The 25,015-nt window shown below is 42.2% G+C and carries 24 protein-coding genes and 1 pseudogene; 12 read left to right on the top strand and 13 right to left on the bottom strand.

The features are described 5' to 3' along the window. Nucleotides 1-65: 65 nt before the first annotated feature. On the bottom strand, nucleotides 66-1,991 hold the full coding sequence (gene fbp / locus AAGG74_RS13970; RefSeq protein WP_429675857.1) for a fructose-1,6-bisphosphatase: 1,926 nt from the start codon (nucleotides 1,989-1,991) through the stop codon (nucleotides 66-68). A 408-nt stretch (nucleotides 1,992-2,399) separates the two neighbouring features. Here fbp and AAGG74_RS13965 point away from each other — a divergent pair. Beyond that, a pseudogene (locus AAGG74_RS13965) lies at nucleotides 2,400-3,028 on the top strand (ATP-binding cassette domain-containing protein). Between the two features lie 20 nt (nucleotides 3,029-3,048). Further along, nucleotides 3,049-3,771: a peptide ABC transporter permease gene (locus AAGG74_RS13960; RefSeq protein ID WP_429675856.1), complete on the top strand. Its 723-nt coding sequence runs from the start codon at nucleotides 3,049-3,051 to the stop codon at nucleotides 3,769-3,771. A gap of 127 nt (nucleotides 3,772-3,898) precedes the next feature. Here the strand turns inward: AAGG74_RS13960 and AAGG74_RS13955 are convergent, their stop codons facing one another. Continuing rightward, a complete protein-coding gene (locus tag AAGG74_RS13955) occupies nucleotides 3,899-4,060 on the bottom strand; it encodes a hypothetical protein (RefSeq protein WP_429675855.1) in 162 nt (53 codons plus the stop codon). Nucleotides 4,061-4,100: 40 nt separating this feature from the next. Continuing rightward, a complete protein-coding gene (locus tag AAGG74_RS13950) occupies nucleotides 4,101-4,811 on the bottom strand; it encodes a GntR family transcriptional regulator (RefSeq protein WP_225493125.1) in 711 nt (236 codons plus the stop codon). A 156-nt stretch (nucleotides 4,812-4,967) separates the two neighbouring features. Between AAGG74_RS13950 and AAGG74_RS13945 the strand changes: the two genes are divergently transcribed. Further along, the gene (locus tag AAGG74_RS13945) at nucleotides 4,968-6,839 is read left to right on the top strand and encodes a beta-glucoside-specific PTS transporter subunit IIABC (RefSeq protein ID WP_429675854.1); all 1,872 of its coding nucleotides are present in this window, start codon (nucleotides 4,968-4,970) and stop codon (nucleotides 6,837-6,839) included. 13 nt (nucleotides 6,840-6,852) lie between these two features. After that, nucleotides 6,853-8,292: a 6-phospho-beta-glucosidase BglA gene (bglA, locus tag AAGG74_RS13940; RefSeq protein WP_429675853.1), complete on the top strand. Its 1,440-nt coding sequence runs from the start codon at nucleotides 6,853-6,855 to the stop codon at nucleotides 8,290-8,292. 90 nt (nucleotides 8,293-8,382) lie between these two features. On the opposite strand, the gene ahpF is transcribed toward bglA, so the two are convergent. The 6 genes from ahpF to AAGG74_RS13910 all read right to left on the bottom strand — a co-directional run bounded on the left by ahpF (nucleotide 8,383) and on the right by AAGG74_RS13910 (nucleotide 16,136). Further along, nucleotides 8,383-9,912, bottom strand: coding sequence for an alkyl hydroperoxide reductase subunit F (ahpF, locus tag AAGG74_RS13935; RefSeq protein ID WP_162103191.1), 1,530 nt, complete (start codon nucleotides 9,910-9,912; stop codon nucleotides 8,383-8,385). A gap of 13 nt (nucleotides 9,913-9,925) precedes the next feature. Further along, complete coding sequence (gene ahpC / locus AAGG74_RS13930; protein WP_162103190.1) at nucleotides 9,926-10,489, bottom strand: alkyl hydroperoxide reductase subunit C; 564 nt, start codon at nucleotides 10,487-10,489, stop codon at nucleotides 9,926-9,928. 576 nt (nucleotides 10,490-11,065) lie between these two features. Then, nucleotides 11,066-12,472 (bottom strand): decarboxylating NADP(+)-dependent phosphogluconate dehydrogenase, encoded by a 1,407-nt coding sequence (gene gnd / locus AAGG74_RS13925; protein ID WP_429675852.1) that lies wholly within the window; start codon nucleotides 12,470-12,472, stop codon nucleotides 11,066-11,068. 23 nt (nucleotides 12,473-12,495) lie between these two features. Next, nucleotides 12,496-13,842 (bottom strand): gluconate permease GntP, encoded by a 1,347-nt coding sequence (gntP, locus tag AAGG74_RS13920; protein WP_429675851.1) that lies wholly within the window; start codon nucleotides 13,840-13,842, stop codon nucleotides 12,496-12,498. Nucleotides 13,843-13,870: 28 nt separating this feature from the next. Then, nucleotides 13,871-15,412 carry a gluconokinase gene (gene gntK / locus AAGG74_RS13915; protein WP_429675850.1) on the bottom strand — a complete coding sequence of 514 codons (1,542 nt, stop codon included), beginning with the start codon at nucleotides 15,410-15,412 and terminating at the stop codon, nucleotides 13,871-13,873. Further along, on the bottom strand, nucleotides 15,405-16,136 hold the full coding sequence (locus AAGG74_RS13910; RefSeq protein ID WP_162103186.1) for a GntR family transcriptional regulator: 732 nt from the start codon (nucleotides 16,134-16,136) through the stop codon (nucleotides 15,405-15,407). Before AAGG74_RS13910 ends, gntK begins: the two co-directional genes overlap by 8 nt. Nucleotides 16,137-16,329: 193 nt before the next feature. On the opposite strand from AAGG74_RS13910, the gene AAGG74_RS13905 reads away from it, so the two are divergent. Together AAGG74_RS13905 and AAGG74_RS13900 are read left to right on the top strand one after the other, a co-directional pair. Next, nucleotides 16,330-17,478 carry a glycerate kinase gene (locus tag AAGG74_RS13905; RefSeq protein ID WP_429675849.1) on the top strand — a complete coding sequence of 383 codons (1,149 nt, stop codon included), beginning with the start codon at nucleotides 16,330-16,332 and terminating at the stop codon, nucleotides 17,476-17,478. A 93-nt stretch (nucleotides 17,479-17,571) separates the two neighbouring features. Further along, entirely contained in the window at nucleotides 17,572-18,603 is a 1,032-nt protein-coding gene (locus AAGG74_RS13900) for a polysaccharide pyruvyl transferase family protein (RefSeq protein ID WP_429675848.1), read from the top strand. 34 nt (nucleotides 18,604-18,637) lie between these two features. Here AAGG74_RS13900 and AAGG74_RS13895 read toward each other — a convergent pair whose 3' ends face one another. Next, the gene (locus AAGG74_RS13895; RefSeq protein ID WP_429675847.1) at nucleotides 18,638-19,048 is read right to left on the bottom strand and encodes a hypothetical protein; all 411 of its coding nucleotides are present in this window, start codon (nucleotides 19,046-19,048) and stop codon (nucleotides 18,638-18,640) included. A gap of 14 nt (nucleotides 19,049-19,062) precedes the next feature. Beyond that, nucleotides 19,063-20,085, bottom strand: a complete 1,023-nt coding sequence (locus AAGG74_RS13890; protein WP_429675846.1) for a hypothetical protein — start codon at nucleotides 20,083-20,085, stop codon at nucleotides 19,063-19,065. A gap of 498 nt (nucleotides 20,086-20,583) precedes the next feature. On the opposite strand from AAGG74_RS13890, the gene AAGG74_RS13885 reads away from it, so the two are divergent. The 5 genes from AAGG74_RS13885 (at nucleotide 20,584) to AAGG74_RS13865 (ending at nucleotide 23,202) form a co-directional block, all read left to right on the top strand. Beyond that, a complete protein-coding gene (locus tag AAGG74_RS13885) occupies nucleotides 20,584-21,102 on the top strand; it encodes a DUF1433 domain-containing protein (RefSeq protein ID WP_429675845.1) in 519 nt (172 codons plus the stop codon). Nucleotides 21,103-21,264: 162 nt separating this feature from the next. Then, the gene (locus AAGG74_RS13880) at nucleotides 21,265-21,723 is read left to right on the top strand and encodes a DUF1433 domain-containing protein (RefSeq protein WP_429675844.1); all 459 of its coding nucleotides are present in this window, start codon (nucleotides 21,265-21,267) and stop codon (nucleotides 21,721-21,723) included. A 4-nt stretch (nucleotides 21,724-21,727) separates the two neighbouring features. Continuing rightward, nucleotides 21,728-22,234 (top strand): DUF1433 domain-containing protein, encoded by a 507-nt coding sequence (locus tag AAGG74_RS13875; protein ID WP_429675843.1) that lies wholly within the window; start codon nucleotides 21,728-21,730, stop codon nucleotides 22,232-22,234. Between the two features lie 4 nt (nucleotides 22,235-22,238). Then, nucleotides 22,239-22,715 carry a DUF1433 domain-containing protein gene (locus AAGG74_RS13870; RefSeq protein ID WP_429675842.1) on the top strand — a complete coding sequence of 159 codons (477 nt, stop codon included), beginning with the start codon at nucleotides 22,239-22,241 and terminating at the stop codon, nucleotides 22,713-22,715. 4 nt (nucleotides 22,716-22,719) lie between these two features. Next, on the top strand, nucleotides 22,720-23,202 hold the full coding sequence (locus AAGG74_RS13865; protein WP_429675841.1) for a DUF1433 domain-containing protein: 483 nt from the start codon (nucleotides 22,720-22,722) through the stop codon (nucleotides 23,200-23,202). Between the two features lie 62 nt (nucleotides 23,203-23,264). Here AAGG74_RS13865 and AAGG74_RS13860 read toward each other — a convergent pair whose 3' ends face one another. Together AAGG74_RS13860 and AAGG74_RS13855 are read right to left on the bottom strand one after the other, a co-directional pair. Then, nucleotides 23,265-23,957 carry an LrgB family protein gene (locus AAGG74_RS13860; protein WP_429675840.1) on the bottom strand — a complete coding sequence of 231 codons (693 nt, stop codon included), beginning with the start codon at nucleotides 23,955-23,957 and terminating at the stop codon, nucleotides 23,265-23,267. Beyond that, the gene (locus AAGG74_RS13855; RefSeq protein WP_162103180.1) at nucleotides 23,933-24,331 is read right to left on the bottom strand and encodes a CidA/LrgA family holin-like protein; all 399 of its coding nucleotides are present in this window, start codon (nucleotides 24,329-24,331) and stop codon (nucleotides 23,933-23,935) included. Before AAGG74_RS13855 ends, AAGG74_RS13860 begins: the two co-directional genes overlap by 25 nt. 225 nt (nucleotides 24,332-24,556) lie before the next feature. Here AAGG74_RS13855 and AAGG74_RS13850 point away from each other — a divergent pair, with 225 nt between their 5' ends. Continuing rightward, nucleotides 24,557-24,991, top strand: a complete 435-nt coding sequence (locus AAGG74_RS13850) for a MarR family winged helix-turn-helix transcriptional regulator (protein ID WP_162103179.1) — start codon at nucleotides 24,557-24,559, stop codon at nucleotides 24,989-24,991. The last annotated feature ends 24 nt before the right edge of the window (nucleotides 24,992-25,015 follow it).

Genomic DNA, 25,015 nt, shown 5'->3' with positions numbered 1-25,015 from the left:
AAGTATTAGTATTATACTCGATTGTAAAAAAGAGCCCAGAGAATAATCTCCGAACTCCACATCCCTCACTTCATATACCGATACTCCCGCAAACTCTCCAAAATCGCCACTTCCTGTAGCAACTCCTCACCGACATTCGTTTCTTTCACTTTCTTCCGCTCAAGCTCTTTGTCCACTAATCGTTTCACCGTCAAGACGTCGGTTCCGGTGTTTAGGACTTCTGCCTTGGAGTTGAAGTGTTTATGGGCGACGAGCTGCATGCCGTAGGAGTTGTATAGCAGCGTGTAGCCGGCGATGCCTGTTGTGGATTGGTAGGCTTTGGAGAAGCCGCCGTCGATGACGATCATTTTTCCGTTGGCTTTGATGGGGTCTTCCCCTTCAATTTCTTTTACGGGTGTATGGCCGTTGATGATATGGCCATGATCTGGATTGAGACCGAATTCTGCCAGGATGTTTCGGCAGGTTGCCTCGTCTTCGCGTAAATAGTAATACGGGTTTTTCTTTTCTTTATGTGTTTCCTTTTCTTTGATGAAATAACGCTCAAATGTCGTCATGGCGCGTTTTCCGAAGAGGGAGGAGTGCTCGCCTGTCCATAAATACCAGGTCATATCTGTCGCCAGATCGTCGGTTTCTTCCGGGTGGGCAAACGCTTCCCGTAAGAACCGTTCAAATACATCGAGCAGCTCACGCCCCGCATACGGTTTATCCTCAATCATCATCGTTTCCATATTGCCGTTTTCATCGACAGGAATACAGCCGTGAATTAACAGGTTTCCGTTGTATTTTAAATAAAGGCTGCCTTTTTTCATCATAAAATTCATATGGCGTCCCAGCTTTTCGGAATGCTGGACAGAGAACAGCAGTTTGTCTATGACTTCTGCTTCTTCCTCTAATAGCTGGTCTGGCTGTTCAGGATTCACCGTCGCAAAGCAGGTGTTTTTCAGCTGATATGTTTTTCCGTGCAGCGTGATTTCGTTTCTGTCATAATCTATTTTCTCTAATAACAGCCGTTCCTCCATATTAAAGTTCCGCCGTCTCTTGATAATCGGGCTCTCAAGCTTGAATTGGATCATGGCAATGGCTTGATGGATTTTTGTGATTTGCTTAATCTCAGCTTCTGGCCTGTTTTCGACTGCTTTTGGCCGGAACGCTGGGTTATCATCGTAATATTTTTCCGCAAGGTTCAGCAGCGGTCTTAGATTGATGCCGTATACGTCTTCAATAATGTCCAGGTTGTCATAGCGGGCACAGATACGGATAATATTGGCCAGGCATACTTTGGAACCGGCGTAGGCGCCGATCCAAAGGACATCGTGATTTCCCCACTGAATGTCGACCGAATGATAGTTGATCAGTTCTTCCATAATTCTGTCCGGTTGCGGTCCGCGGTCATAAATATCGCCGACAACATGCAGATGGTCGACCACTAATCTCTGAACACTGTAAGCAAGACCGGAGATGAGCTTATCCGCTTGTCCAAGTTCAATGATCTGATCAATGATTTCGGAGTAATATTGCTCCTTATTTGCAGCTTGCTCTGTTTTGTACAGCAGCTCCTCCGTAATATAAGCAAACTGGGCAGGCAGTGCTTTGCGCAGTTTGGAGCGGGTGTACTTGGAGGAGCAATACGAAACGAGCTTAATCATCCGGTTAATCGTTTCTTTATACCATTCGTTTAGTCCCTCTTGCGTATCAAAGTCATGTTTGATTAACTTCAGTTTGTCTTCGGGATAATAGACCAATGCGGCTAATTCATCAATTTCTCGGTCGAAAATGACGCCGCTGAAAATATCGCGTATCTTCTCTTTTACTCGTCCTGAACCATTACGCAGCACGTGCTGGAAGGCCTGGTACTCCCCATGTAAATCACTGACAAAATGCTCGGTCCCTTTTGGCAGGTTCAGTATCGCTTTCAAATTAATGATTTCCGTTACCACTTTTTCTTCACAATCATATTTTTGTGCGAGCAGGTCTAAGTACTTGCTTTCCAAAACCGTCCATCCCCTTTTTAGAATAATCCCTATTTATGAGTACGTGCATGTATTTTTCATCATTATACCTTTATATGATAGTACCGCATAACTGCTTTTAGAGACAATGGAAATGAGGGGAAGAGATGCAGAGGTGAGCCTGGGGAAAAAAGCTGAAAACAGGAGAGACAGTGTAAGGAAGCAAGAGACAAAAAGAAGGTTTTACAGATTTGGTTAGTACTTATTAATCATAATGGGAATTAGTCTTTCGTTGCGCTACTAATACTATATATTGTAAAATGAAGAAAAAGATTCTGAATCTCTCGTTGTGAAAGAATCCGAAGAGTTGTCTCAAATAAAAACATGAATAACCGAATTTTAGATCAGAAATGCTTAATGCGTATGTCAATATTTTTAGGGAGTATGTATATGAACATAGCGAACTACACGTTAAAAGTGAAAGGCAAAACGTTACTTCAGGACACTGACTTGCATTTTTCGAGGGGGAAAATCAACCACGTTGTCGGGAAAAATGGAGTCGGTAAATCACAGCTTGCTAAAGATTTTTTGTTGAATAATAGCAAACGAATTGGCAGAGATATTCGACAAAATGTTTCTTTAATATCCAGCTCATCAAATATACCTAATGATGTTTCTAAGGACTTTTTATTACACTTTTTGAGTGAAAAGTTTGGTTCAGAAATGATAAATAAGATTGCTAGTTTACTTAATCTAGATAATATAGATGGAAAAATTCTGATTAAAAACTTGAGTGATGGGCAAAAGCAAAAATTAAAATTGCTTGCTTCTTATTAGAGGATAAAAATATTATTGTTTTAGACGAAATAACGAATTCACTAGACAAAAAAACGGTTATTGAGATCCATGGCTTCCTAAAAAAGTATATCCAGGAGAACCCAGATAAGATTATCATTAATATCACACATGATTTGTCTGATTTAAAGGCGATAGAAGGGGATTATTACATATTTAATCACCAGGAAATTCAACAATATCATTCAGTGGATCAATTAATTGAAGTGTATATAAATGAGTAATGAAACAGTGGGGGCTTAAGATGAAATTAGAGTTTAAAAAAAGTATTAGCAACAAAGTTTTCATTATTTTAGGATCTATGTTCGTATTTTTATTTTTACTGGGATATTTTTTACTTGTTGGAATCGACAAAGTCAGCAATGTTACACCTGAGATGTTTTTCTTTAGCTCCTATACCGTTGCGACTCAGTTTGGTTTGATGTTATTTTCATTTGTTATAGCTTTCTTTATTAATAGAGAGTATGCAAACAAAAATATTCTCTTTTACAAATTAATTGGAGAGAACATCTATACCTTCTTTTATAAAAAGATAGCTGTTTTATTTTTGGAATGTTTTGTGTTTATTGCGCTAGGACTGCTAATCATATCGTTGACGTACCATGACTTTTCGCATTTTACATTATTGTTATTTTTATTTTCTGCGGTTATACTTCAGTATATTTTAATTATTGGAACCATAAGCATGTTATGTCCTAATATATTAATTAGTATAGGCGTCAGTATCGTTTATTGGATGACTTCCATTATTTTGGTTGCTATAAGCAATAAAACGTTTGGGTTTATCGCTCCTTTTGAGGCGGGTAACACTCTGTATCCGCGAATAGAAAGAGTGCTGCAATCTGATAACATGGCACTTGGGAATAATGATGTTTTATTTATTATATTATATTTAGTTTCAATCATTATCATAAATGCGATTCTACTTCGCTTTTCTAAAACCAGATGGATCAAAATGGGCATATGATAAAGGAAGCTACTTCTCAGTGAAGTAGCTTTTGTGTGCACCTATATATCGTTAAAACGCGAGATAAATCCATGTGTCCTGCTGATTTTGTTAGGGAGAGGGTGTCTTTCTGCTTGCATCGACCAAACTATTGTTGCTTTTCTTTCACCATCTTTATAAAGAGGAAAAAGATAATGAATACGATAAAGTAGTTCATTGGATTCTTAACGATACTCATCTCTAGTGAAACCTGTAAGAGTATCCAGAGCACGAAGATGGCTAGAATTGCAGGGATGATGATTTTGTACATGTTGACCGCCTTCCGTAGTTATTTGTCCTTTAGAATCACTTTACAACAAAAAGCTATTTGCCTGCACCACAAACTGCGACTGCTGATAATTATATGAAATCTTCGAGAAGTCGAACGGAATTCCATTCGTCAGATGAAATATACTTTCTATATACAGCTTCGGCAGTCCAGCCTCTAGCTCTAAATACTTCGCTTCCTCCTCATTAAGCTGTCCCACATGGAGAAATAAATCAGAAAAGCCAATTTTCAATCCCAGCCCTTCCCGGATGTAATGGAAGATCGAGTGGGAGACAATTTCGTTGTTTAAATACGTTACGATGGATTTGTTGTAATAGGATTCTTCGTAGCAAAGGGTTTGGCCGTTGATGCAGCGGACCCTTTTGACATAGTAGATGTCCTCGTCAACTCCGATGTTCAGGTTTTCTGCCGCTTCCGGTGTCGGCTTTCTCACGTCTAGCTCAATGACTTTTGAGGTGACGTTGAAATCTTCGAGGTCTTTTTTAAAGCCTTGATTGGTCAGAAGGCTGAGGTAGCCTTTTCGTTTATGCTTTCTGACAAAGATGCCGCTTCCTCTGAGCTGAAAGATTGCCCCTTTTTGCTCTAATAGATCCAGGGATTTTGTAATGGTGCTTTTGCTGACTTCAAACTGGGCCATGAGGGTTTCTAGTACAGGCAGTTTGTCTCCCTGTTTGAGCTGATGTTCTTCTATATATTTTTCAATCTCCGCTGCAATTTGCTGGTACTTTAACATACGCACTCCTTATTTGTTTGTTTAGTTTCATTTGTCAAAATTATAGCATAAACCGCTTACACTTATAGTTTATGTATAAATATTTTATTTGGGTATTGATAAATTATACCGGTACAATTATAATGAAAGCGTAACCAAACGAAGGGGTGGGTGGAAATGTCGGGGAAAGTGAGAGATTATAGCAGACTAGCAAAAGACATTTTGGAGGCCGCAGGCGGGGAAGAGAATGTCATTGGAGCTTCTCGCTGTGCGACGAGACTTCGGTTGGTGCTGAAGCGGTCTAACCCTAAAGCGAAGGATATTGTGAAGTCGATGCCCGGCGTTATTACGGTTGTGGAGAACAGCGGTCAATTCCAGGTTGTCATTGGACAGCATGTAGGGGAAGTGTACGAGGAATTTTCAAAGCTGGTCAAGATTGATCTGTCTGGTGAACAAAGTGAGAACAAAGGAACGATTTTGAACCGGGTGATTGCGACGATGTCAGCGGTATTTGCGCCGTTTGTATACATTCTGGCCGCAGCTGGTATTTTGCAAGGTGCACTCATTATGATTAACTTGTTTTTTGATGGCTTTGAGCAAACAGGAGTTTATCAGGTTTTCAGTTTTATATCTTGGGCGCCGTTTACGTTTTTGCCTATTTTTATCGCGATTACGGCATCGAAGCATTTTAAAACCAACACGTATATCGCTGTGGCGTGCAGTGCCGCGTTAGTCAGTCCGGCATGGGCGGAGATGGCGGCTCAAATCGCAGACGGAAAGAGTATTTCTTTCTTAGGGATTGCTTTATCGGAAACGACATACACGTCTTCTGTGCTGCCGCCGTTATTTTTAGTATGGATTTTGTCTTATCTTGAACGATTCTTAAATAAGAGAATGAACGAAGTGGTCAGACCTTTATTTGTTCCTTTTCTATGCATGGTGATTATGGTGCCGTTAACGATACTTCTGATTGGCCCTGTGACAACATTAGGCGCAAACGGAATTGCAAACGGTTACAACTTTTTGGCGGAAAATGTGCCAGCTTTGGCAGGAGCGATCATCGGCGCTTTCTGGCAGGTCATCGTGATCTTTGGCATACATTGGGGCATCACGCCAATGGTATTGGCGAACTTTGATTTATACGGTCGGGACTCATTCCAGGCGTATCAAACGATTGCCGTCATTGCACAGGTTGGGGCCGTGCTTGGCGTCATTTTGAAAGCGAGAAACAAGGAAACGAGAAAAGTCAGCGTCTCAGCTGGAATCACAGGTCTGTTTGGCATTACAGAGCCTGCGATCTATGGGGTAACCTTGAGATTTAAAAAGCCGTTTATCTTTGGCTGTATTTCCGGCGCGGTTGGCGCAGTCGCAGCAAGCTTTTTTAATCCATATTACTTTGCCTATGCCGGGCTTCCGGGACCGCTGACAGTCGTGAATGGCATCAATGAACAATTTCCGTCATCCATTTGGGGCATTTTAATCGGTGCTGCAATTGCGATCATTCTTCCTGTTGTGCTGATTCAGATCTTTGGCTACGGTGAAGATACAGCTGCACAGACGGCGGAAAAGGAAAATGTTCAAACGGCACAGGCAAATGAAGAAACAGTATATGCTCCGTTCAGCGGCAAGGTTATCCCGCTTTCTGAGGTGCCTGATGAGGTATTCAGCTCCGGCGCGATGGGCCAAGGATTGGCGATTGAACCATCTGATAATAAGCTTTATGCTCCGTTTGACGGAACTATTGTTATGGTGGCGCCTACGAAGCATGCGATTGGCCTTCGTTCAGCATCTGGTGTCGAATTGCTCGTGCACATCGGGCTGGATACAGTGACATTAGACGGCACTCCTTTTGCCTTGAAGGTAAAGGAAGGTGATGCAGTCAAAAAAGGTGAAGAGCTTGCCGAATTTGATAAGGCGTTCATTGAAGAGAAAGGGTTAACAACGATTACTCCAGTCATCATTACGAACTCACATGCTTATCAGGAAATTCTTATTGAGGATCTTGAAGACAGTGCGTTAGACCAAAAATTATTTACAGTCGTAAGCTGAGGAGGAATGTAACATGGGAAACATGCCGAAGGATTTTTTATGGGGCGGTGCATTAGCTGCCCACCAATTTGAAGGCGGATGGAATCAAGGCGGTAAAGGACCGAGTGTCGTCGATGTGATGACAGCGGGTGCCCACGGTGTGCCGAGAAAAATCACGGATACGATTGAAGAGGGTGAATTTTATCCGAACCATGAAGCGATCGATTTCTACCACAGATATAAGGAAGATATCGCCTTGTTTGCGGAAATGGGTTTAAAATGCTTGCGGACGTCTATCGGCTGGAGTCGGATTTTTCCGAAAGGCGATGAGGCTGAACCGAATGAAGCGGGCTTGCAGTTCTATGATGATGTCTTTGATGAATTGCTGAAGCATGGAATCGAGCCGGTCATAACCCTGTCTCATTTTGAAATGCCGCTGCATTTGGCAAGGGAATATGGCGGCTTCAGAAACCGGAAAGTCGTTGACTTCTTCGTCAACTTCGCAGAGGCCTGCTTCAGCCGTTACAAAGATAAAGTGAAGTACTGGATGACATTTAACGAGATCAACAACCAAATGGATGTGAACAATCCGCTGTTTCTATGGACAAATTCTGGTGTTACGGTCGGTGAAAACGAAAACGCCAAGGAAGTCATGTACCAAACGGCGCACCACGAATTAGTGGCGAGCGCATTAACGGTGGCAAAAGGAAAAGACATCAATCCAGACTTCCAGATTGGAGCCATGGTATCACACGTGCCGATTTATCCTTTCTCTTCCAATCCTGAAGATGTGATGCTGGCTGAAGAAGAGATGAGACAGCGCTATTTCTTCCCGGATGTACAGGTTCGCGGTTATTATCCAAGCTACGCGTTGAAGGAATTTGAACGAGAAGGCTACAACATCACATTCGAAGCCGGTGATGATGAGATTTTAAGAAAGGGAACGGTTGATTACTTAGGCTTCAGCTACTACATGTCGACAACTGTGAAAAGCAGTGTGCAAAATGATAATACAGGTGATGTCGTTAACGGCGGCTTACCGAATGGTGTCGAAAATCCGTACATCACATCAAGTGACTGGGGCTGGGCGATTGATCCAACCGGGCTGAGATATACGTTGAACCGTTTTTATGACCGATACCAAATCCCGCTATTCATCGTGGAAAACGGCTTTGGTGCGGTGGATACGCTGGAGGAAGATGGCACGATCCATGATCCGGAACGAATTCAATATCTCAGATCACATATTGAAGCATTGGAAAAAGCGGTCGCATATGATGGTGTCGATTTAATCGGCTACACGCCGTGGGGCATTATTGATATCGTCTCCTTCACAACAGGCGAAATGAAAAAACGCTACGGCATGATCTATGTTGATCGTGATAATGAAGGAAACGGGTCTATGAAGCGGTATAAGAAAGATTCATTTGAGTGGTATAAAAACGTTATTCAAACGAATGGCGGGGAATTGTGAGCGACGGCCTGAATCGAGCGCTTTTACCGAGTGCCGGGAATTAGAAAAAGCCGCAATCTGCCAATCTGGCAATATTGCGGCTTTCTTGTATTAGTTACGGATTAGGTAATCAAACGCGCCGAGAGCGGCAGTTGCACCTGATCCCATGGAAATAATGATTTGGTTGTACGGGCCATCTGTGCAGTCCCCTGCAGCGAATAGGCCTGGGACGCTTGTCGCGCCGCTTTTATCGACTACGATTTCGCCGATGCGGTTGCGTTCGACAGTTTCGTCTAACCATTCTGTGTTTGGCACGAGACCGATTTGGACGAAGACACCTTGAAGTTCAACGTGTTTTTCTTCGCCTGTTTCGCGGTCAACGAACGTGATGCCGTTTACGCTTTGATCGCCTGTGATTTCTTTTGTTTGTGCATTTTTGTGCACAGTGACGTTTGGCAGGCTGTAGAGACGTTTTTGCAGAACTTCGTCTGCTTTCAGTTCCGGTGCGAACTCTAGCACAGTCACGTGATTGACGATACCTGCAAGGTCAATCGCTGCTTCGATTCCAGAGTTTCCGCCGCCGATAACGGCTACGTCTTTGCCTTCAAACAATGGTCCATCACAGTGCGGGCAGTATGCGACACCTTTGTTTTTGAACTCTTGTTCACCAGGTACGTTGACATTGCGCCAGCGGGCACCTGTTGAGAGGATCACTGTTTTACTTTTCAGGACAGCGCCATTTTCAAGTTCAAGCTCAAACAAGTCTTTCTTCTCAAGGCGTTTGGCGCGTTGAAGGTTCATGACATCAATATCATATTCCTTCACGTGCTCTTCAAGACTTGCAGCAAGCTTCGGTCCTTCCGTCGCTTTGACGCTGATGAAGTTTTCGATGCTCATTGTGTCGAGTACCTGTCCGCCGAAGCGTTCAGCGACAACACCAGTGCGAATGCCTTTACGCGCCGTGTAGATTGCTGCACTTGCACCAGCAGGTCCGCCTCCGACAACAAGAACGTCAAACGGCTCTTTATCAGCAAACTCAGATGCGTCTGAGCCGCTGCCCATTTTGGCAAGAATTTCTTCAAGCGTCATACGACCGCTTCCGAAAGATTCGCCATTCAGGTAAACCGTTGGCACTGCCATGATATTTTTGCTTTCAACTTCTGATTTGAATGCCGCGCCGTCGATCATTGTGTGTGTAATGTTCGGGTTCAGCACGCTCATCATGTTTAAAGCTTGTACAACATCAGGACAGTTGTGGCATGTCAGGCTGATATAAGATTCAAAGTGGTATTCACCGCTGATCTTCTTCACCTGGTCAATGACTTTTTGGTCTACCTTAGGCGGTCTGCCGCTCACTTGGAGCAGCGCCAAGACTAATGATGTAAATTCATGGCCAAGAGGGATACCGGCGAATGTAACGCCAGTATCTTCTCCGACACGATTGACACTAAAGCTTGGTGTTCTGTTTAATTCAGCTTTTTCAACTGAGATTTTAGATGACATGGAAGCCAGTTCATCAACGAGAGCCAGCATGTCCTTAGAAACGTCATCTTCGCCTGCGCTCACTTTGAGAACAATGTCATTCTCAATTAGCTGCATGTATTGATTTAATTGTGCTTTGATATTTGCATCAAGTACCAATGGAATGCACTCCTTAGATTTTACCTACTAGATCAAGGCTAGGTGTAAGAGTTTCGCCGCCTTCTTCCCATTTAGCCGGGCAAACTTCGCCTGGGTTTTGACGTACGTATTGTGCTGCTTTTACTTTGCTGATCAGGTTGCTTGCGTCACGGCCGATACCGCCTGCATTGATTTCAACAGTTTGGATAACGCCATCTGGATCGATGATGAAAGTTCCGCGGTCAGCAAGACCAGATTCTTCGTCAAGAACGTCGAAGTTGCGAGAGATCGTTTGAGATGGATCACCGATCATTGCGTAAGTGATTTTGCCGATTTTTTCAGAGCTGTCATGCCAGCCTTTGTGTACGAAGTGAGTATCTGTAGAAACAGAGTATACTTCCACACCTAATTCTTTAAGAGTTGCATATTGCTCTTGAAGATCTTCAAGTTCAGTTGGGCATACGAAAGAGAAATCTGCTGGGTAGAAGCAGAATACGCTCCATTGGCCTTTCAAATCTTCGTTTGTTACATCGATGAATTCACCGTTTTTGAATGCTGTTGCTTCGAATGGAAGTACTTCTTTACCGATTAAAGACATAATGTATATTCCTCCTAAAATGTATTTGAAAGCAGAATCGCTTTCAATAATAATTCTAATTATATATCAATTATTAATTAATATATATTTTTTGTCAAGCCAAAACCCATTATTCACTTACTTTTTTTCATCTTATTTAAGGTATGATAGGAAGAGTTTTGGCATTTCATTTCAAGCAGATGAGAATGTAAATATAGGCTGTTTCTCAATTAGATAAGGTTTTCTCGGACTATTGTGAATCAGAATATCAGTCCGTTCTAGGCATTTGAACATTTCATGACATCATGAGCAAGGGGCAGAAAGATACGATTTGAACGTATACCTTCAGTTCTCATTCAATAAACCGATATAAAAGGTAAAAATAGAACGGAGCAACAAGCATGTCAACTTTTACGTTATTTTCTTGGGGGCTGTTTCTAGCTATTATTGTATCACTGTTTATGATATTTAAAACATTACTTATGTCTCCTGTTGTTTGGGTGATTATGTTATTGCTGTTTCTCTTTTTGAGACGAAAGAAGAAGTAAGATGAAAAAACACGGTTCAGTTGAAACTGACCGTGTTTTTTTATGGCTGTTATTCAGACCAATTCGTATGGAAAATGCCGTCCATATCTGTCCGTTCGTACGTATGGGCGCCGAAGTAATCGCGCTGCGCTTGCAGGAGGTTTGCATTGGAACGTCCTGTGCGATAGCCATCGTAATAAGAGAGCGCGGTGGTTAGGCATGGGGAGGAGATCCCTGTGCTGATGCTCTCGCAAACGACTTTGCGCATGCCTGTTTGATATGCTTGAAGCTTATCTGAGAAATAAGGCGCGTTCATCAGGTTTGACAGGTTTGGCTGCTCGCTGAATGCTTCGCTGATCACGTTTAGGAAATCTGCGCGGATGATGCAGCCGCCTCTGAAAATCAAGGCGATGTCTTTAAGCGGCAGATTCCAGCCGTAAAGCTCAGATGACATTTTGTATTGGGCGAAGCCTTGAGCGTAGGCACATACTTTTCCCATGTAAAGAGCCTGTCTGACATATTCAATCCACGTGTCTTTATCAAAGTGTTTTTCTTCGGCTTCTGGGCCTGTTAACACGTCTTGGGCTGCCATACGTTCTTCTTTTAAGGATGACAGGTAGCGTGCAAACAAAGACTCCGTGATGATTGTGGACGGGATGCCGTTATCAATCGCCTGCATGCTCGTCCATTTTCCAGTGCCTTTTTGGCCGGTTTTATCAAGGATGACATCAATCAGAGGCTGTCCTGTTTTTTCGTCTTTTTTGCGTAAAATCTCAGCTGTAATCTCTATTAAATAGCTTTTCAGCTCACCTTGATTCCATGTTTCAAAAATAGATGCGATTTCATCAAGCGGCAGACGCAGCGTTTCTCTGAGAAATGTATAGGCTTCTGCAATCAGCTGCATGTCGGCATACTCAATGCCGTTGTGCACCATTTTTGTAAAGTGCCCTGCCCCTTTTGGACCGATGTAGACACAGCACGGATCTTTTCCGACTTGAGCTGATATTTTCGTCAGGATAGGAGCGGCTTTGTCATAGACGTCGCGATCTCCGCCCGGCATGATGGAAGGCCCCGTTAATGCGCCGACTTCACCGCCGGAAATGCCGACTCCCAGGTAGCCGATGCCTTTTTCCTTCAGCTCGTCATATCTTCTTTCGGTGTCTTCATAGTGGGAGTTGCCTCCGTCCATGATGACGTCGCCTTCTTCAAGCAAAGGCATTAATGATTGGATGACGGAATCTACGGGTTTTCCCGCTGTGACCATCAAAAAGATTTTTCTTGGTTTCTCTAACGATTGAACAAAATCTTGAAGCTCGTAGTACGGGCTGAGAGATTGTCCATCCAGCTTTTGGATCAGCTGGTCCGTTAAATCTCTGGTGTAATTATAGACTGCGACGTTTTCACCTTTGTTTGCCATGTTTAAGGCGATATTTCTTCCCATTACGCCTAAGCCTATGACACCAATTGTATTGAACATGTGTTACAGCTCCTTCATCAATTTCATACAACTAAACTTAACAATAATATGAATCCCAGTCCAGCAACGGAAATAATCGTTTCCAGCAACGTCCATGTGGCAAATGTTTCTTTCATGCTTAATCCGAAGTATTCTTTGAACATCCAGAAGCCGGCGTCGTTGACGTGTGAAGCGATGACACTTCCGGCGCCAGTTGCGAGTACAACTAATGCCAGGTTAACGTCAGAATGCCCCAATAACGGAATGACTAGTCCTGTTGTGCTTAGCGCGGCAACGGTGGCTGATCCTAGAGAAATACGCAGGATTGCCGCGATGAGCCATGCCAGAACGATTGGCGATAACGCCGTGCTTTGGAATAAGTCTGCCACGTAATCGCCGACACCGCCGTTGATCAGCACTTGTTTGAAAGCGCCGCCTCCCCCGATGATCAGTAGCATCATGCCGATTTGTGAAATGGCTGTCGAACAAGAGTCCATCACAGTTTTAACTGGAATATTGCGTTTGATGCCCATTGTATAGACTGCGACCAATAACGAAATAATCATAGCAGTCGATGCGTTTCCAATCAATCGGATAAAAGCTAAAACGCCGTTATCCGCAAATCCGATTGTCTCTTGAAGCAAGTCGATAATCGTCGCGACCGACATAATGATAATCGGAAGCATTGCAGTAAAGACACTGATTCCGAAGCCGGGAGTGTCCTCAAGCTTGAACGTTTTTTGCGTGCCGAGTGATGTAATATCACCGTTTTTCGAAAATGACGCAGGGACGAGTTTTTTTGCGAGCTTTGTGAATAAAGGTCCTGCGATGAGCACTGTCGGAACAGCAACAATAACGCCGTACAGCAGGACTTCTCCGATGTTTGCGCCGTACTCACCGGCAATCGCTGTAGGCCCCGGGTGCGGCGGCAGGAAACCGTGCGTGACGGACAGCGCTCCGACCATCGGAATTCCAAGATATAAAATAGAAATCTTCAATTCTCTTGAAATCGCAAATACAATCGGAATTAATAGAACCAACCCTACTTCGAAAAATAACGCAATACCGATAATGAATGAAGCAATGACAACAGCCCATTGAATATTTTTTTCGCCGAATTTTTTGACGAGCGTCATCGCAATGCGCTGTGCGCCTCCTGAATCCGCGATCAGCTTGCCCAGCATCGCACCGAGTCCGAAGATAAGCGCGATATGGCCAAGAGTTCCCCCTATTCCTTCCTCAATGGAGCTGACAACTTTATCGAACGGCATCCCCAGTGACAATGCCACGCCGAACGATACAACCAGTAAGGAAACAAATGTGTTTAATTTTAATCCCATAATCAAAAGCAGTAAAGCTAAGATCCCAAGTGCAACAATGATTAATGGCATAATAATGCCCTCCCCTTCATGTCGTGTACTAGTTGTGTGAGATTAAGCCCCTCTGATAATCTGCAATTTGTGTGTATTGCTTTTCTAATGATCTTGCCAGGTTGATGAAAATCGGCACTAATGTTCTGTATTCCTTGGCTGAGTCTTCGATTGGCGTATGCCTGTGTGTACTGCCGATCATGTCGGACACGGCATTGAAGGAATCAATTTTTCCTGTCGCATACAGGCCTAAAATGCAGGCGCCGAGACAGGAGCTTTCGTAGCTTTCCGGCACGACAACCTCTGATTCGAAGATATCTGACATCATTTGGCGCCAAACCTCCGACCTTGCAAATCCCCCTGTCGCCTGGATGCGGGTTACCGGGCTGTCCATGCATTCTGTTAACGCCAGGAACACCGTGTACAGGTTGTAAATGACGCCCTCCAATGCCGCGCGTATCATATGCTCTTTCTTATGTGACATCGTCAGGCCGAAAAATGAGCCTCGTACATCCGGATTCCACAGCGGAGCGCGTTCTCCGGCGAGGTACGGGTGGAACAGCAGGCCGTCAGAACCGGGTCTGACACGTTGTGCGATTTTCGTCAGCACGTCATATGGGTCAATGCCCAGCCGTGTCGCTGTTTCAATTTCAGAAGAGGCAAATTCGTCTTTGATCCAGCGAAAGACGATGCCTCCATTGTTAACCGGTCCGCCGATGACCCAATGCTTGTCCGTCAAGGCGTAGCAGAAAATCCGTCCCTTTTCATCGGTTTGCGGCTTGTCAATAATGGTGCGGATGGCGCCGCTCGTCCCGATGGTGACGGCGATCTCACCCTTTTTAATGGCGTTGACGCCGAGGTTGGACAGGACGCCGTCGCTGGCGCCGATGACAAATGGTGTTTCTGGATCAATGCCCATCTGTATCGATAATTCTGGGCTGCAGTTCTGAAAGACTTGGGTTGTCGGCACGAGCTTGGACAAGTGATCCGGCGTGATGCCTGCAATGCGCAGTGCCTCTTCGTCCCAATCTAAGTTTTTCAGATTCATCATGCCTGTCGCTGAAGCCAAAGAATAATCGATGACATACTCATTGAATAACTGTTTAAAAATGTACTCTTTGATGCCGATATATTTTTTTGCTTTGGAAGCAATGTCTTTTCGTTCATTCGTGATCCAAGTAATTTTACTTAACGGCGACATCGGATGGATGGGCGTTCCTGTCCGTCGGTACACTTCATGGCCGTTCCATTCATCTTTGATCTTATGCGCCCAGGCTTCGCTCCGGTTATCGGCCCATGTAATGCAAGGCGTCAGCGGCTTGTCATTTTCATCGATTGCGATTACGCTGTGCATGGCGCTGCTGAACGAAATGAATGAGATTTGTTTTTCCGGATGCTGTTTCGTAATTCTCACTGTTGAGTGGATCACTGCCTGAAAAATCTCCTCCGGATTTTGTTCGGCTGTTGAGATATCCGGCGTATAAAGCGGATAGCCGATACTTTCCTTTTGTATCACGTCTCCGTTTTCACTGAATAACACAGCTTTTGTGCTCGTCGTGCCGATGTCGATTCCCAGCATATACCTAGTCATTGTTGCTTTCAGCTCCTTTTGCCAGCATTTGTTGTGAGAGCCACAGGTCTTCTACCTTTTCTTGTACGTCGTCAAAATTTTGGTGAAGAGACTGAATCATCAGCGCTCTGTCCTTATCTTTAATGGCTTGAAGATAAATCTCATGGTTCTCTATAATCCTTGAGAAGTCATCGTGTTTTTCTTTTAAGCGCACCCGCATGGACAACAGAATAAGGCTTTCCATGACGGGTTTTAGATTGTTCCAGATCATCTGAATGTATGAATGATCAATGGCGCAGATAATCGTTTCATGGAACAGTACGTCTTGAAATGAAAATTCGTCAGGATCCTCATATTTAATGGAGACTTTCATCATTTCAAGTATTTTGCTGAGATCTTTAATTAAAGGTTCAATATCGATTTTGACAAGCTGTTCAAAGACAAAGGTTTCTAATAATAAACGCACATCATAAATTTCCGCAATTTCCTTTTCAGTTAACCCAACCACAACCGCTCCCATTCGTTCTAGGCGAATGATTTTTTCGGAGGCGAGTATTTTTAACGCTTCGCGAACGGGCGAGCGGCTTACTGAAAAATCGGTAGCGATCGTATTTTCTGATAAAATGGTACCGCTTTCAATTATATTTGAGACGATACGCATCCTCAATTCGTATGCGATTCGAATACCGGTTGACGCTTTTGAGAGCCACTTGGCGGGATACAACAGATCCTTGGAATCTAGCATACATTCACCTTCCTCACTTAAGAAGTATACTTGTATACAAGTATGATAACGCTAATATTCCATGAATGCAAACACTTTCATTTCTAATTTTTTATAAAATTTTTCAAAATAATATGGAATTATTTCCAAACTAGATGTGGTACATTTGAGATAGATAACATAAGAAAATCATGTTTTGAAAGAGGCGATCTGGATGAAAATCATCATTGCACCTGATTCTTTTAAGGAGAGCTTATCAGCTCTAGAGGCTGCCGACGCGATAGAAAGAGGATTCAAATCAGTTTTTCCGAATGCTGATTACAGAAAGTTGCCGATGGCGGATGGCGGTGAGGGAACCGTTCAGTCTCTGATTGATGCTACAAACGGATCGATCAAAGAGAAGGTTGTCACAGGGCCGCTGGGAGAATCGGTAAAAGCTTTTTTTGGCATGATGGGAGATGCAGAAACAGCCGTGATTGAAATGGCTGCCGCCTCAGGGCTGCATCTCGTGCCTGTTGAAAAGCGTAATCCGCTCCTCACGACAACAAGGGGAACGGGAGAATTAATTGCAGCAGCTCTTGATGCGGGCGCCAAGCGGTTGATCATCGGAATCGGCGGAAGTGCCACAAATGACGGAGGAGCCGGGATGATTCAAGCGCTGGGTGTAAGGCTTCTTGATGACTCAGGCCGTGAGATCGGCCCTGGGGGCGGCGCGTTATTTCAGCTTGCATCCATCGATGTAAGCGGACTTGATTCCAGATTGCAAAATGTCAAATCGGAGGTCGCCTGTGACGTGGATAATCCATTAACAGGGCCAAGAGGTGCTTCGGCTGTTTTCGGGCCGCAAAAAGGTGCGACAGACGACATGATTAATGCCTTGGATCAGCACTTGACCCATTTCGCGGATGTAACAGAAAAAGTGCTCGGAACAACTTTCAGAGAAACAGAGGGCGCCGGCGCAGCGGGCGGTCTTGGATGGAGTCTGCTGACATTTCTTCATGCTGATTTGAAAAGAGGAATTGATATTGTCCTTGATGCGGTTGATTTTGAAAATGAAGTGCAGGATGCCGATCTTGTGTTGACCGGTGAGGGACGAATTGACAGCCAAACCATCTATGGAAAAACGCCAATCGGTGTGGCCAAAGCGGCTAAATCATACGATGTGCCTGTCATTGGCATTGCGGGGTCAATATCGAGAGACAGTGATGCTGTCTATCAGCACGGAATTGATGCGCTTTTCAGCATCGTTCCCGGCGTCGTGCCGCTAGAGGACGCGTTTGAACATGCCGCAGAATATATGGAAAGAACGACTCGGGACATTGCCGCATCCATCAAATTGGCGAAAACGATGTTTCTGATCTAGCCAGCGCACATGCCTATGCATAGTCATCCTCCTTTTTGGGTAGAGACAGTTAACCATACGATAAGACATTTATCCCAGAAGGAGGACAACAACATGACTGTACAAGAAATCAAAGGCAAAAAACTCGTAAAAGGCATTGCGCCAAACGTTGAACCAGAAGCCTTGTTAAATGATAAACGAAAAGTATTTTTGTTTGGTTCTCCGAGTTACACAAACATTGGAGACCAAGCGATTGCGTATGCGGAAGAGAAATTTATCAAAAATCACTTTCCGTATTATGAATACATTGAGATTATGGATTATGCGACGGATGAGGGTATTGAGCTTGTGAAGGAGATCATTCGGGAAGACGATATTGTCTGCTTTACAGGCGGAGGGAACTTAGGAAACCTTTATCTCGATATTGAGGAAGACAGAAGAAAGGTCTTCTCGGCATTTAAAGACTACAAATCAATTTCTCTTCCGCAATCTGTTTATTTTGAAGATACAGAGGAAGGGAATAAAGAAAAGAAAAAAACACAGGATGCGTACCACCAAAATCCACATTTAACGATTGCTGCGCGCGAGACGCAAACACTGGATGTGGTGAAAGAGACCTTCAACTCCGATGTGATCTTTACACCGGACATGGTGCTTTCTTTGGATATTGTGCCGCGAGAGCTTGAGCGGGACGGTGTTCTCTTTATTTTAAGAGCGGATAAAGAGAAGGTGACTGACGAAGCGTTTATTTCACAGATGGAGAAATGGGCAGAACAAACAACCTATACGGAGCGTACAGATACGGTGCTGGATACGGTCGATACCATCGATTACGCCGAGCGTGAAAAGCATTTTATGGAGATGCTTGACCGCATCGGTTCGAGTAAATTAGTGATCACCGACCGCCTTCACGCGATGATTTTCTCGATTATCACGAAAACACCTTGTCTCGTCTTTGGAAATAGCTACGGCAAAGCGAAACATTCGTACCGGGATTGGCTCGAAAGCTTGAACTTCATTGAATACACAGATCAAAATGATGTGAAGGAACTAGAGCGCATGATTGACCGCCTGCTCCAAGCAGAGCCGAATGACATCGATGTATCAAAGGATTTTCAGCCGTTGATTGAGTTTTTTAAATCGTAAAAGAAAAAGCAGACTGATGCGGGTCTGCTTTTTTCTATATGCCGATTGAATTCACCAAGCTCGACACGTTGGAATGAACTTTTTCAAATGAGAGATGATCTTTCATTTTAGCAGTGACACTGTCTATTGCCTTTCCTGACATATGATGGTCGAGCATTTCCCGCTTTGACTTAACCGCCCGCTCGGCATCTGTGATGTGGTTTTGGATGGAAGACAGGGTCTTGCGGTCTTCCTGAAAAGCATAGCTTAGTTGCTTTTTGATTGAATTCATCAGCGCCAATTTTTGTTCTTGTCTTTTCTTCTCTTTGTACACCGCCAATTGTTCCGGTGTCATTTGAGATGTATCCAGATGGGCATTTGAAAAAAGTGAAGTATTTGAATGCTGATTTGTCACTCTTTGCAGAAAACGGTCTGCGTCTGTTGGTTTTTTATTCATAAAATCCATATCTCTTTCTCTCCTTATGAAATCCCCATCCGGCTTGCTGCTGCCAGATCTGCATCATGGTAAGCATGTCCCATATGTCCAAGGTCATCTGCAACCATCTGAAGCAAGTGCTGTAAATGAAGCGCTGCATCTATTGCCTGATCATATTTTTCTTTTGAGTAAAAAAGATGATGGGGTTTATTCATTTTAAGCTTATTGATCAGATCATCGACATCAGAAACGGATAATTCATCATATGCTCCAAAACCAACCATTCGTGTATGCATGTTCCTGACATCCTCAATAGAATCCTTTACTTTGTCATCAATTCTTTCAATTTGGTGTATAATCCGAGACCATTCCGATTCCGCGATATGTTTTAACTGTGTGCTTGTATTCATCAATACATGTGACTTAATGAGGATTGAAACCCCTGTATTGGCTTTCACATTCGTTGATTTCATTTGCTTAAGCATTGCTATTGCAAAGTCAGGATTATTTTTCAACACGTCATCCACGGTTTGGGTAGATCCATCTGAATTGAAATGGTAGCGATCTAAGCCATGACTTCCCATCAAGGCTTCGACAAACAGTGTGACATCAAGAGATTGGTTGCCGTAATGTTTAAGAGCAAGTCCAAGCATTTTTACTTCATTAGGGAGACTATTATTTTGTACACCATTTGGCAAAGCTTCGTCATACATCACCTTTACTTGGCCCACTTCAGCAGCATCCCGGTTCAACAAAGATAATCCATCATTTAAATTAATATACTCTGTTAAACGGCTGCGAAAATCGCCGTTTAATGCCCGGGTTTTCACATCCTTAGGCAGATTTTCATAAATGTTGGGGTTTTCGAAAGTGACGCCGCGTTTGATAAAATCATTCATCACGACCGCATAGCTTGCATTAGAACCGCCTAATGAGTGACCAGTGACTTGAATGTCAGCGTTTTTAAAATCTTTATGTACTTTTTTCGCATATTGGTCTGCCTGAATCGCCTGGTTTTCCGTCCCGTCATCAAATGGTTTTTTACCCACTAAATAATTGGTATCCATATGTAGCCAATCCTGCAAAATTTCATTTGAATACTCAGGAACTCCTTTTGCGTAGTCATAGAAAGAGCCGTCTTCATCTTCAGGAATGTTGATTCCCTTTTTCTCTACTTCTTTTATAAGCTCTTCCCGCTTATCACGATATTGTTTTATTGTATCTTGGAATTGGCCCGGGCTAATGGGTTCTGATCCGCGGTATGCTATGATGGCGTTTTGGATTTTTTCTTTGTCTTTTCCATGGTTGGAAATTTTGTAATCTTTTTCGGATACTAATGTAAGGGCATCAAGCCCTTTTTTCGTTTTTTTATAATCAACTACATATAACTTTTGTCAGTTACTTATCTCAATATTAGTACCAATATGATAGTTTCTAAGATTATATGCAGCACTTGATGCTTTATTATAATCTTCGTCTGTAAGTGAATGATTTTTTCTAGACATAACTTCACTCTCCAAAAACTTGTATATATTGTATAATAAATTAAAAAAGGATGAAATACCATGTCATTTGTAAAAAAAATACTTATAATAGGTACGATCGTATTGGTTGTTGTATTAGGTATTTCTTATGGAATAGTAAAAAAAATGAATATATCAGATCGAACAACAGAAGAGACTGGAGGTAAACAGACAGTGAAAAAAGAAGAAAAAAGCGATAATGAAAAAGCAGAAGAATATGTAGAAAAGATGAAGCCGAAAATTAAAGAACATCTTAAGGAAGAAGATATTCACAACTTTATTAAAACAATTACTTTCGAGGATAAAGTTGAAATAAACCCGATGGGTAGAATAATAGTAAATGGCTATATAAATGACAATCCAGATAAGTTTTACTTCTCAGCGGATTTAATTTATGAATCTAATAAAGTGGACGGGATGAGTTACCCTGAGGATGTAGGTAATCGTTTTACAGACTGGAGCGAATACAGCAAGAAAGAAAAAGAAGCATACATCAAAACCGCATATCCCGATAAAAAAGAGCGTGAACAATATTTAAGAGATATCGGAGAACGAAAATAAACAGACAAAGTGTCTGAAGGGCATTAAGCCCTTTTCTTTGTCTATATAAACAATTTCACCAATATGTTCGTTTTTAATATCACCTTAAGAAGCTGATCGATAGTCAATTATGTCATCCTATTCTTCATACATATGTTGTATAATAAAAAGGATGAAATTCCAATGGTAACCTTAAAGAGAATAGTATTATTAGGGGCGATTGTATTCATTGCAATTGCGGCTGCACTATATTTCTGTGATGAAAAAGATACAACTGAAGATAATAATAAGAATGCCGAAGTATATGCAGAAAAAATGAAGTTAAAAATAGAAGAAGTATTAAGGAAGCAAGACATTCACCAGTTTCTAAAAACAATCACCTTTGAAAAAGATATACAAATCAATCCGATGGGGAGAATCATTTTAGATGGCTATGTAAACGGAGATCCAGAAAAGTTTCATTTTTCTGCGGACTTAATTTATAACTCAAACAAGGTTGATGGCATGAGTTTTTCAAAAGACTTAGGTGATAGATTAGAGAACTGGGATGATTTTGATAAAGAGGTTAAAGAAGACTTTTTAAATAGTTTATCGAAAGAAGAAAGAGAACAGTATTTAAAAGACATAGGTGAAATAAAATAAAAATATGAAAAAACAAATGCCATTCAAATTGCTAGCTTTTGTGATTGTTTTGTTCATCGTAATGATTGGCTGTATTTATCAAATAGTAAAAACGTCAGACACTTCTGTAGCTGAAAAATACATATTTAATAAAGAAGAAAAAAGTGAACAAGAAAAAGCTGAAGCATACGTTGAGAAAATGAAGCCGAAAATAGAAGAAGAGCTAAGAAAAGAGGATATTCACCATTTTATAAAGTCTGTAACCTTTGAAGATAAAGTGACGATAAATCCGATGGGAAGAATTGTAGTGAATGGTTATATAAATGACAATCCGGAGAAATTTGATTTTTCCGCGGATTTAATTCACGAGTCCAATAAAGTAGATGAAATAAGCTATTCCCAAGATGTTTCAGATCGGTTCAGAGATTGGAGCGAGTACAGCAAAGAGGTAAAAGACAAATACATCAAAACCGCATACCCTGATAAAAAAGAGCGTGAACAGTATTTAAAAGACATAGGTGAAATAAAATAAAAATATGAAAAAACAAATGCCAATCAAATTACTAGCTTTTGTGATTGTTTTGTTCATCGTGATGGCTGGTTTTATTTATGGAATAGTAAAAACGCCAGACGCTGCTCATAAAGAAAAAAGCGAGCAAGAAAAAGCTGAAGATTACGTTGAAAAGATGAAACCGAAAATAAAGGAAAAACTGAAAAAAGAGGATATACATCATTTTATCAATGATATAACCTTCGATAAGGATGTCTCAATCAGTCCAATGGGGATGATTGAACTATCAGGGTACATAAACAACAATCCTGACAAGTTCTCATTCGATGTCTCCTTGAGGTATGGAACAGATAAAGTAGATTCAATAGGTTATGCTAAAGATTTAGCAGACCGATTTGAGAATTGGGATGATTTTGATAAAGAGGTTAAAGAAGACTTTTTAAATAGTTTATCAAAAGAAGAAAGAGAACAGTATTTAAAAGACATAGGTGAAATGAAATAAAAATATGAAAAAACAAATGCCATTCAAATTGCTAGCTTTTGTGATTGTTTTGTTCATCGTGATGGCTGGCTTTATTTATGGAATAGTAAAAACGCCAGACGCTGCTCATAAAGTAAAGAGTGAACAAGAAAAAGCTGAAGATTACGCTGAAAAGATGAAACCAAAAATAAAGGAAAAATTGAAAAAAGAGGATATTCATCACTTTATTGAGGATATTAAGTTTAATGAGAAGGTAACAATAAGTCCAATGGGAATGATTGAAGTTACTGGTTACATCAATAATGAACCAGAGACATTCTCATTTGATGCCTCTTTATATTATAACTCGAATGAAGTAGATTCTATTGGCTATTCAAAAGAAGTAGGAGACCGTTTTACAGACTGGAGCGAATACAGCAAGAAAGAAAAAGAGGAGTACATCAAAACCGCATATCCCGATAAAAAAGAGCGTGAACAATATTTAAGAGATATCGGAGAACGAAAATAAACAGGCAAAAGCCAATTCAATCCCTAAAAAAGACTGCCCCGGAGGAGGGCAGTCTTTTTTAATTATATATGAAACAGCCAGACGACGATCGGGCCAAAGAAGGAGCCGAGCACTGCACAAAGCGTCATGGAGACGGAACTCATGGATACGGCCAGTTCCCCGTATTCGAATGCTTTTGAGGTTCCTAATGCGTGGGAGGCGCTTCCTAATGCGATGCCTTTGCCAAGTGAACTGCGTATGCGAAGCCATTTTAGGATAAGCGGTCCGAGGATGACGCCTGAAAAGCCGGCGATCATGACGAATATGACTGTCATGGAAGGAACACCTCCAAGACCGGCGGCGATCTGAATGGCGACAGGGGTGGTGATCGATTTCGGCAGAATGGATATTAAGAGATCATGATCAATCCCCAGCGCTTCCGCAAAGATCAGCCCGCTGATCATTCCCATGCATAGTCCAACCAGCACGCCGCCAATGATAGGCACACAATGTTTAACAATAATATGCCATTGTTTATAAAGCGGATAGGCCAGCGCTACAACAGCCGGTCCAAGCAAGGAATTGATCCATTTTCCCCCGATCATATACGCCTCATACGTAACATGGAATATGACCAAAGCCGCGACAATCAATATGGTCGTTGTCAAAACTGGGATAAGGAATGGAAGCGGGAATCGTTTATAGAGTTTGACCATTGCTACATAAGCGGCAACTGTTAAAAGAATGATAATCATTGCGATACATGCTTGCTGCATTTCTCTTTCTCCTCACGTTTTTTTGCTTTTTTCTCTAATAGCTGGCTGGCGAATCCAGCCGCACTGATCGTGACGATGGTGCTTAGAACGACTGTAATCAGCAGCATCAAACCATTTAATGATAGAAGTGACGGGTATTTCATTACTCCTGTCATGGCCGGAATGAACAATAATGGAAGAAAGGACAATAAAAATCCTGCTCCATCTTCAATCAGAGAGACGGGAACAATTCGGATACCTAAACAGACCAGGAGCAACACCAATCCGACTATGCTTCCTGACACCGGTAAATGAAACAGGCGCTGAATAGCGTCCCCGATCATAAAAAATACATATAAAATCAATATTTGCAAAATAATGCGTATGATTTTCACATCAAGTGCTGCTCTTTCAATATTGAACAGCTTCCCCCTTTCTGGTGACATGCTTTGACGAGAGTTCTGAGGAATCACTTTACTTTCTGACTATATGATTGTACTATACAAGTATAAAATGAAATGAGTCATAAAAAAATTATTTAATAAGTCCATATACATTTGTATTATACAAGTATATGTGATGGTGTCAATGTTGGAGATTGGAACGGGGAGCGAGAGCGAGTGGAAAAACAGAATTCAGTGGAACGTATTGAATATGAGCTGACGACCTTTATCAGGAGAGCTGTGTATCTGGATCAATCAGAGAAAAGAACGGGAAATTTGGAGAGATCATCCTATTTACTGTTAAGGCAATTAGATGAATTTGGACCTGCCCGCGTAAAGGAGTTGGCCGATTCGTTTAAGCTTGATATTTCTACTCTCTCAAGACAAGCGGCAGCACTGGAGGCAAAGGAGCTCATCCATCGTTTCTCAGACCCTTCTGATGGCAGAGTCAGCCTGTTTACCATTACAAAGCTCGGCAAACAAACATTAAAAGCGGATAAGCAAAAGCGTCTTGAACGTTATGAACAGATGCTGAAAGTGTGGTCAGCAAAGGAAAAAGAGATGTTCAGCGAGCTTTTGCAGCGTATGAACAAAGCCTTTATCGATTTATAAAAACCCATGTGTTCGTGAACAGCA

The sequence above is a fragment of the Bacillus mexicanus genome (genome assembly GCF_050445615.1).
Taxonomy (GTDB): Bacteria; Bacillota; Bacilli; order Bacillales; family Bacillaceae; genus Bacillus; species Bacillus mexicanus.
This window is presented reverse-complemented; position numbering and strand designations above follow the sequence as displayed.

Excerpts from the sequence above, each read along its gene's own strand:
- AAGG74_RS13960 (WP_429675856.1), top strand. The coding sequence starts at position 3,049 with ATGAAATTAGAGTTTAAAAAAAGTATTAGCAACAAAGTTTTCATTATT.
- AAGG74_RS13955 (WP_429675855.1), bottom strand. The coding sequence starts at position 4,060 with ATGTACAAAATCATCATCCCTGCAATTCTAGCCATCTTCGTGCTCTGG.
- AAGG74_RS13950 (WP_225493125.1), bottom strand. The coding sequence starts at position 4,811 with ATGTTAAAGTACCAGCAAATTGCAGCGGAGATTGAAAAATATATAGAA.
- AAGG74_RS13945 (WP_429675854.1), top strand. The coding sequence starts at position 4,968 with ATGTCGGGGAAAGTGAGAGATTATAGCAGACTAGCAAAAGACATTTTG.
- bglA (WP_429675853.1), top strand. The coding sequence starts at position 6,853 with ATGGGAAACATGCCGAAGGATTTTTTATGGGGCGGTGCATTAGCTGCC.
- ahpC (WP_162103190.1), bottom strand. The coding sequence starts at position 10,489 with ATGTCTTTAATCGGTAAAGAAGTACTTCCATTCGAAGCAACAGCATTC.
- gnd (WP_429675852.1), bottom strand. The coding sequence starts at position 12,472 with ATGTTCAATACAATTGGTGTCATAGGCTTAGGCGTAATGGGAAGAAAT.
- gntP (WP_429675851.1), bottom strand. The coding sequence starts at position 13,842 with ATGCCATTAATCATTGTTGCACTTGGGATCTTAGCTTTACTGCTTTTG.
- gntK (WP_429675850.1), bottom strand. The coding sequence starts at position 15,412 with ATGACTAGGTATATGCTGGGAATCGACATCGGCACGACGAGCACAAAA.
- AAGG74_RS13910 (WP_162103186.1), bottom strand. The coding sequence starts at position 16,136 with ATGCTAGATTCCAAGGATCTGTTGTATCCCGCCAAGTGGCTCTCAAAA.
- AAGG74_RS13905 (WP_429675849.1), top strand. The coding sequence starts at position 16,330 with ATGAAAATCATCATTGCACCTGATTCTTTTAAGGAGAGCTTATCAGCT.
- AAGG74_RS13900 (WP_429675848.1), top strand. The coding sequence starts at position 17,572 with ATGACTGTACAAGAAATCAAAGGCAAAAAACTCGTAAAAGGCATTGCG.
- AAGG74_RS13895 (WP_429675847.1), bottom strand. The coding sequence starts at position 19,048 with ATGGATTTTATGAATAAAAAACCAACAGACGCAGACCGTTTTCTGCAA.
- AAGG74_RS13890 (WP_429675846.1), bottom strand. The coding sequence starts at position 20,085 with ATGGATACCAATTATTTAGTGGGTAAAAAACCATTTGATGACGGGACG.
- AAGG74_RS13885 (WP_429675845.1), top strand. The coding sequence starts at position 20,584 with ATGTCATTTGTAAAAAAAATACTTATAATAGGTACGATCGTATTGGTT.
- AAGG74_RS13880 (WP_429675844.1), top strand. The coding sequence starts at position 21,265 with ATGGTAACCTTAAAGAGAATAGTATTATTAGGGGCGATTGTATTCATT.
- AAGG74_RS13875 (WP_429675843.1), top strand. The coding sequence starts at position 21,728 with ATGAAAAAACAAATGCCATTCAAATTGCTAGCTTTTGTGATTGTTTTG.
- AAGG74_RS13870 (WP_429675842.1), top strand. The coding sequence starts at position 22,239 with ATGAAAAAACAAATGCCAATCAAATTACTAGCTTTTGTGATTGTTTTG.
- AAGG74_RS13865 (WP_429675841.1), top strand. The coding sequence starts at position 22,720 with ATGAAAAAACAAATGCCATTCAAATTGCTAGCTTTTGTGATTGTTTTG.
- AAGG74_RS13860 (WP_429675840.1), bottom strand. The coding sequence starts at position 23,957 with ATGCAGCAAGCATGTATCGCAATGATTATCATTCTTTTAACAGTTGCC.